Below are 7,718 nucleotides of genomic sequence, written 5' to 3' on the forward strand. Positions count from 1 at the left end.
CTCAGCCCACAGGGAGAGGGGGAAGTCACTGCCTGTATCAGAACCTCGTATTCACGCTCATGTACCAGGTGCGACCCGGCTCATTATACGTATACGCACCCGCACCGTACATATACGCACCCGTCGTGGTATTACCCGTGGTCTGGGCGTTACCGGCGCGCCACTGGCGCTTGTCGAAGACGTTGTCCACGCCGCCGGTCAGGCTGACGTTTTTCGTCACGTCCCAGGTCGCGCTCAGGCCAACGATGCTGTACGGGCTGACTTCGTCTTTCTCAGACCCGGTCACCGGCTGACCTTTGTAGTTGTACTTCTTCGGCTGCTGCTTGCCGTACCAGGTGAAGGTCGACTGCAATGAGACATCCTGACGTACCTGCCAGCTCAGGGTAGAGTTCAGCGTATACTCCGGGATGATCGACAGACGATCGCCGGTCTCCTTGTTCTTGCTTTGCAGCATGTAAGTGATGTTGTTGGTCCAGTTGATGGTGTCGCTGACCGGCACGTTCAGGGAGCCTTCCAGACCTTCCACCACCGCCTTCGGCACATTTTCCCACTGGTAGATATCGGTGGTGACTTTGCCGGTGGACGTCTGGCCAATCGGCGCGTAGCCCGCTTCAATCTTGTTGCGATAGTCGTTGCGGAACCAGGTCACGCCCGCCAGCCAGCCGTCGCGTTTCCACTCCAGGCCAATCTCTTTGTTGATACTGGTTTCCGCTTTCAGATCGTCGTTACCCATCATGTAGCAGCCCACGCCGTCGGAGCTGGCGTAGCAGCCCTGGCCTTTACTGTACAGCAGGTAGTTCGGGTTGGTCTGATACAGGCTTGGCGCTTTATAGGCGCGCGCGATGCCCATCTTCAGGGTGAAGTCATCCCCCAGACCTTGCGACAGGTTCAGGGACGGGCTCCAGTTATTGCCGACAATAGTGTGGTGATCGAAGCGCAGGGCAGGGGTCAGCATGGTGCTGTCGGTCAGCTCCATGTTGTTTTCGGCGAACAGGGAGAAGATCTCCGCTGACGTGTAGGGGCTACGGTCTTCGCTCATGCCCGGGATGGTGCCGCCCTGCTGGGTTTGCGTGAAGGAAGTCGAGTCCTTCATGCGCTGCTGGTTCCACTCGGTGCCGAGCGTCAGGTTCTGGTTCACAATGAAATCAATCGGCAGGTTGATTTCGCTGTGCAGCATCACGTCGGACAGATCGGTGTCGGTGAATTTATTGCTGTTGAACAGACCTTCAGTACCGCCCGCCAGTCCTTCGCCCAGACGCGAGTTGCGGGTGTGCTCGTACTGCGCCCAGTTGCTGGTGGTAATGCCGTTATCCCAGCCGCCGTTCCAGGTCACGGCGAAGTTCTGACGATAAATGCGGTTTGTCTCTTTACCGTAGTTCTTCTTCACCAGCGCGTTGTCGTTGTTGGTGTTCTGCGTGTCGCCCGCATACAGGTTGTTCTGGCGGCTGTAGCCCGCTTCAAACTCCAGCGACTGCATCGGTGCGAAGTCCCAGCGCACCACGCCGTTGATGTCTTTGTTTTCCACACCTTCACGGCCTGCGGGCAGGGTGTTGGCGTAGGCACCGGTACGTTCAGACTGGTGACCCTGGTTGATGTCCCACGCATCGGCCTGGGTTTTGTCCAGGTTACCGAACATGCGGAAGCTGAAGTCGCCGCCCAGCGGGCCGCTCAGGCTGAAGTTGGTGCGTTTAGTCGAACCTTCGTCCTTATGTTCTGGCGCGTTCAGGTAGGTGTTCCAGGAGCCGTGCCACTGGTCGTCGAATTTTTTGGTGATGATGTTCACCACGCCGCCCGCCGCGCCGTTACCGTAGCGTGCAGCGGCCGGGCCACGGATCACTTCGATGCGCTCGATCATCTCTGGCGGTACCCAGCCGGTATCGCCGCGGGTGTCACGCTCGCCGCGCCAGCCCAGACGGATGGAGTTGCGGCTGGTGACCGGCTTGCCGTCAATCAGGATCAGGGTGTTTTCCGGGCCCATGCCGCGAATGTCAATCTGGCGGTTGTTCCCGCGCTGGCCGCTGGTGGAGTTGCCGGTCAGGTTAACGCCCGGCATGGTGCGGATGATTTCCGCCACGTCGCGCGCGGGCGGGTTTTTGCGGATCTCATCGGCGGTGATGGTCGACACGCCCGGCGCCTGCAAATTCTGCTCGGCGGCGGTGATCACCATGGTGTCTTCGTGCTGCGCGGAGGCGGTGTTGTCGTCTGCCATGGCGGGCAGCGCGACACCATAAATCCCTAAATTGACCAGCAAGGCCAGAGAGTGAATCTTCTTATTCATTGTACGTCCCGCTTTTATGGTTATTTAATGAGCGCGCTTCCCACAGCGCGGGCATTACGCTATTGCAAATGCAAATAGTTATCAATAATATTATCAATAAAATTTGCTCTGAAACAAAAAAGACTGTTAAACATGGGGTTATAAGGGTGACGGCGTTAACAACCGGAAGTGAAGCGTGGTGGCAGGCGAAAAACGGGCCGGAACGGGAACGTCATCAGGAAAACTATCGCGTGACATTCTGGTGGCGGGACCCGGCGGGAACGCAGAAAACGTCGACGATTAAACGCGTCTGGCTCTACGTCACCGGCGTGACCGATCACCATCAAAATGCCCGTCCGCAGTCCCTTGAACGTATCCCGGATACCGACGTCTGGCAGTGGCAGGGCGAGTTCAGCCCCGAATGGCGCGGCAGCTACTGTTTTATCCCCTCCGACAATGAAGATGATTTTGCCAGCGCAGTGTTTGAAGGCGAGCAGCCGGACCGCATGGCGCTGCGCGAAGGCTGGCGCAAACTGCTGCCGCACGCGGTTTCCGATCCGCTGAATGCGCAGAGCTGGCGCGGCGGGCGCGGGCACGCCGTCTCGGCGCTGGAGATGCCGGAGGCGCCCGTACAGCCCGGCTGGAATCATCCCGATACGCCCTATAAAAAGCCTGTCTGCATTGAGTGGCACAGCGCGCGTCTGAAGAACCATCGCCGCGTGTGGATTTTTACCACCGGGGATGAAAGCCCGGAGCGCCCGCTGGCGGTGCTGCTTGACGGGCAGTTCTGGGCCGAAAGCATGCCCGTCTGGCCTGCGCTGGCGTCGCTCACCCATGAAGGCAAACTGCCGCCTGCGGTTTATGTCTTAATCGACGTTATTGACACCGCACACCGCAGCCGCGAGCTGCCGTGCAACCCTGATTTCTGGCTGGCGGTGCAGGACGAACTCCTCCCGCAGGTGAAAAGCATGGCCCCGTTCAGCGACCGCGCCGACCATACCGTGGTGGCGGGCCAAAGCTTCGGCGGGCTCTCTTCCCTCTATGCGGGCCTCAACTGGCCGCAGCGTTTTGGCTGCATCCTCAGCCAGTCCGGATCCTACTGGTGGCCGCACCGCGGCGCGCAGCAGGACGGGCTGCTCATTGAACAACTCAAAGCGGGTGAAAAAACCGCTCGCGGGCTGCGCATCGTCCTTGAGGCCGGGCGCAACGAGCCGCTTATCTTACGCGCAAACCAGGCGATCCTCGCCGAACTACACACTCAGCAACCGGTTTTCTGGCGTCAGGTTGACGGCGGACACGATGCGCTTTGCTGGCGCGGAGGGCTGACACAGGGGCTGATGACCCTCTGGCAGCCGCTTATTCAATAACGGAGTCTGTATGGAATTCAGCAATCCTTTCGATAATCCGCAGGGACAGTTCGCCATTTTGCAAAATGACCAGGGGCAGTACAGCCTGTGGCCGCAGGAGTGCGAGTTGCCCGCGGGCTGGCGCGTGGTGTGCGAACCGCAATCTCAGGAGGCGTGCCAGCAGTGGCTGGCGGAACAGTGGCAGACGCTTGAGCCGTCTTACTTTGCGGGGGAGCGCGCATGAACCGTCTCCCTCTTGTCGCCGCCCAGCCGGGGATCTGGATGGCAGAGCAGCTTTCCTCCCTGCCAAACGCCTGGAGCGTGGCGCACTACACCGAACTGAAAGGCGCTATCGACGCGCCGTTGCTGGCAAAAGCCATCGCTGAAGGCATGATGCAGGCCGACACCCTGCGGATGCGTTTCACCGAGGATAACGGCGAGGTGTGGCAGTGGATCGATGAGGCCATGATCCTGCCGGAGCCGTCCATTGTGCGCGTTAACTCCCACGACGCCGCCGTGGCGCTGATGGAGGCCGATCTCAACCAGAACCTGCGCGTCGACAGCGGTCAGCCGCTGGCGTTTCACCAGCTGATTCAGGTGGGAGAAAACCACTGGTACTGGTATCAGCGGTATCATCATCTGGTGGTAGATGGCTTCAGTTTCCCGGCCATTACCCGTCAAATCGCCGCCATTTACGCTGCGTGGCAGAAAGGTGAACCTGCGCCCGCCTCCCCGTTTACTCCGTTCGCCGAGGTGGTAGAGGAGTATCAGCGCTATCGCGACAGCGAGGCGTATCAGCGCGACGGTGCTTTCTGGGCCGAACAGCGCCAACAGCTTCCTTCTCCGGTCTCGCTCTCTTCCGCGCCCCTGCCGGGACGTGCCGCCACCACCGACATCCTGCGCCTGAAAATGGCGATGGACGGCCGTGCGTTCAGCCAGCTTGCACAGGCGGCCGGACAAACGCAGCGAACCGATCTGGCGCTTGCGCTGGTGGCGCTGTGGCTGGGCCGCCTGACCGGACGGCTGGACTACGCCGCCGGGTTTATCTTTATGCGCCGCATGGGCTCCGCCGCGCTGACCGCGACCGGCCCGGTGCTCAACGTCCTGTCGCTGGCGGTGAATATTCGCCCGCACGAGAGCTTGCCAGCGCTGGCGCTGCGCCTGGCGAACCAGCTGAAAAAGTTGCGCCGCCATCAGCGCTACGATGCCGAGCAGATCGTGCGCGACAGCGGGCAGGCAGCAGGGGACGAACCCTTGTTTGGTCCGGTGCTGAACGTCAAGGTGTTCGATTATCAGCTGGATATCGACGGCGTGGAGGCCATTACCCACACGCTGGCGACCGGCCCGGTGAACGATCTGGAGCTGGTGCTGTTCCCGGACGAGCAGGGCGGACTAAGCATTGAGATCCTCGCCAACAGGCAGCGTTACGACGAGGCGACGCTGAAGGGGCACGCGGTGCGGCTGAACGCAATGCTGACGCAGTTTGCCGCCAACCCGGACCTGCGCTGTGGCGACGTGGAAACCGTATCAGAGCAGGAATACGCGCGGCTGGCGCGAATCAACGATACCGGGCTGGCGCTGCCGTCCACCACGCTGGCGGATCTGGTCGCGGAGCAGGCGAGCAAAACGCCGGACGCCCCGGCGCTGGCGGATGCCCATACTGAGCTGAACTACCGCCAGATGCGCGAGCAGGTGGTCGCGCTGGCAAATCTGCTGCGCGCGCGCGGCGTGAAGCCGGGCGACAGCGTGGCGGTGGCGCTCCCGCGCTCGGTGTTCCTGACCCTGGCGCTGCACGGGATTGTTGAAGCTGGCGCCGCCTGGCTGCCGCTGGATACCGGTTACCCGGACGACCGTCTGCGGATGATGCTGGAGGACGCGAAGCCGTCGCTGCTCATTACCACCGACGAGCAGCTTCCACGCTTTAACGATCTGCCGATCGCCACCTTTAGTTACAACACACTATTACCGGCCACCGATGCTGAACCTCTGCGCCTGGCGAAGCCGGAGCAGACCGCGTACATCATCTTTACCTCCGGTTCGACGGGACGACCAAAAGGCGTGATGGTCGGCCATACCGCCATCGTTAACCGCCTGAAGTGGATGCAGGATCATTATTCACTGGCGGCGCATGACGTGGTGGCGCAGAAAACGCCGTGCAGCTTTGACGTGTCGGTGTGGGAGTTCTGGTGGCCGTTTATCGCCGGGGCGAAGCTGGTGATGGCCGAGCCGGACGCGCACCGCGATCCGCAGGCGATGCAGAGCTTCTTCGCACAATATGGCGTAACCACCACCCACTTCGTGCCGTCGATGCTGGCGGCGTTTGTCGCCTCGCTGACGCCGGAAAACGTCGACTGTTGCAGGACGCTGAAGCAGGTGTTCTGTAGCGGCGAGGCGTTGCCGACTGCGCTGTGCCGCGAGTGGGAACAGCTCACCCATGCGCCGCTGCACAACCTCTATGGCCCGACCGAAGCGGCGGTGGACGTCAGCTGGTATCCGGCGTACGGCCCCGAGCTGGCGGCGGTGGAAGGGAACAGCGTGCCGATCGGCTTCCCGGTGTGGAATACGGGGCTGCGCATTCTGGACGCGATGATGCGCCCGGTGCCGTTCGGCGTGGCGGGGGATCTGTATCTCACCGGCATCCAGCTGGCGCAGGGGTATCTGGGACGCCCCGACCTTACCGCCAGCCGCTTTATCGCCGATCCGTTTGCCCCCGGCGAGCGGATGTACCGCACCGGGGACGTTGCCCGCTGGCTGGACAACGGCGCGGTGGAATATCTGGGCCGCAGCGATGACCAGTTAAAAATCCGCGGACAGCGTATCGAACTGGGCGAAATCGATCGGGCGATGCTCGCGCTGCCGGATGTGGCCCAGGCCGTGGCCCACGCCTGCGTGTTCAACCAGGCAGCGGCGACGGGTGGCGATGCCCGCCAGCTGGTGGGGTACGTTGTCTCCGAATCCGGCTTACCGCTGGATCGCGACGCGCTGCTAGCATCACTCAAAGCCCAGCTGCCGCCACATATGGTGCCGGTGGTGCTGCTGCAAATCAGCGCACTGCCGTTAAGCGCCAACGGCAAGCTGGATCGCAAGGCGTTGCCGCTGCCGGAGCTGACCAGCAAAACCTCTGGTCGCGCGCCTGAGACACAAACCGAAGTCGCCGTGGCGCAGGCGTTTTCTGCCCTGCTGGGCTGCGCAGTGAACGATATCGAATCCGATTTCTTTGCCCTCGGCGGCCACTCGCTGCTGGCGATGCGCCTCGCGGCTCAGCTCAGCCGTGCGTTCAGCCGCAAGGTCACGCCGGGCCAGATTATGGTCGCCTCGACGGTAAGTAAGCTTAGCGGCCTGCTGGACTCGCAGATGAGCGACGAGCAGGCGCAGCGTCTGGGGTATGAAACTGTTCTCCCGCTGCGTGAAAGCAACGGCCCGACGCTGTTCTGCTTCCATCCGGCATCCGGCTTTGCCTGGCAGTTTAGCGTCCTGGCGCGCTACCTCAGCCCGCGCTGGTCAATCGTCGGCATTCAGTCTCCCCGGCCTGAGGGGCCGATGGAGCAGTGTGCGGATCTCGATGCGGTGACCGAACATCATCTGAACACGTTGCGTAAGCAGCAGCCGCAGGGGCCGTATTATCTATTCGGCTATTCCCTCGGCGGCACGCTGGCGCAGGGCATTGCGGCGCGTCTGCGCGAGCAGGGTGAAGCGGTGGCGTTCCTCGGCCTGCTGGATACCTGGCCGCCGGAAACCCAGAACTGGGCGGAGAAAGAGGCTAATGGCCTCGATCCGGAGGTGCTGGCGGAAATTGAGCGCGAGCGTCAGGCGTTTATCGCCGCCCAGCAGCGGCAAGGTTCCAGCGAGCTGTTTGACGCTATTGAAGGCAACTACGCCGATGCGGTGCGGCTGCTCACCACCGCGCATAGTTCACGGTTCGACGGTAAAGCGACGCTGTTTGTCGCCGAACGCACGCGAACCATGGATCCGCAGGCCGCATGGGCGCCGTGGGTGAGTGCGATGGAGGTGTACAGCCAGGACTGCGCCCACGTGGATATTATTTCACCGCAGGCGTTTGAAAAGATTGGGCCGGTACTGAAGGAAATTTTAGGATAGTGCAAATGCCCCTCACC

At 61.7% G+C, this 7,718-nt stretch carries 4 protein-coding genes; 3 read left to right on the top strand and 1 reads right to left on the bottom strand.

Annotated features, from left to right (window positions below):
* Positions 1-37: 37 nt before the first annotated feature.
* The gene (locus tag CKK19_RS24590; protein ID WP_023299551.1) at positions 38-2,278 is read right to left on the bottom strand and encodes a TonB-dependent siderophore receptor; all 2,241 of its coding nucleotides are present in this window, start codon (positions 2,276-2,278) and stop codon (positions 38-40) included.
* A gap of 146 nt (positions 2,279-2,424) precedes the next feature.
* Between CKK19_RS24590 and fes the strand changes: the two genes are divergently transcribed.
* Genes fes through entF form a run of 3 tightly spaced genes read left to right on the top strand, consistent with a single transcriptional unit; the run spans position 2,425 to position 7,701 of the window.
* Positions 2,425-3,624, top strand: a complete 1,200-nt coding sequence (fes, locus tag CKK19_RS24595; protein WP_038415624.1) for an enterochelin esterase — start codon at positions 2,425-2,427, stop codon at positions 3,622-3,624.
* Between the two features lie 10 nt (positions 3,625-3,634).
* Entirely contained in the window at positions 3,635-3,847 is a 213-nt protein-coding gene (locus CKK19_RS24600; protein WP_032624700.1) for an MbtH family protein, read from the top strand.
* Positions 3,844-7,701 carry an enterobactin non-ribosomal peptide synthetase EntF gene (gene entF, locus CKK19_RS24605; protein WP_063854408.1) on the top strand — a complete coding sequence of 1,286 codons (3,858 nt, stop codon included), beginning with the start codon at positions 3,844-3,846 and terminating at the stop codon, positions 7,699-7,701. The genes CKK19_RS24600 and entF overlap by 4 nt, the downstream gene beginning before the upstream one ends.
* Positions 7,702-7,718 lie beyond the last annotated feature (17 nt).

This window comes from Enterobacter sp. CCUG 70166 (genome assembly GCF_020224095.1).
In the GTDB taxonomy this organism is placed as follows: Bacteria; Pseudomonadota; Gammaproteobacteria; order Enterobacterales; family Enterobacteriaceae; genus Enterobacter; species Enterobacter intestinihominis.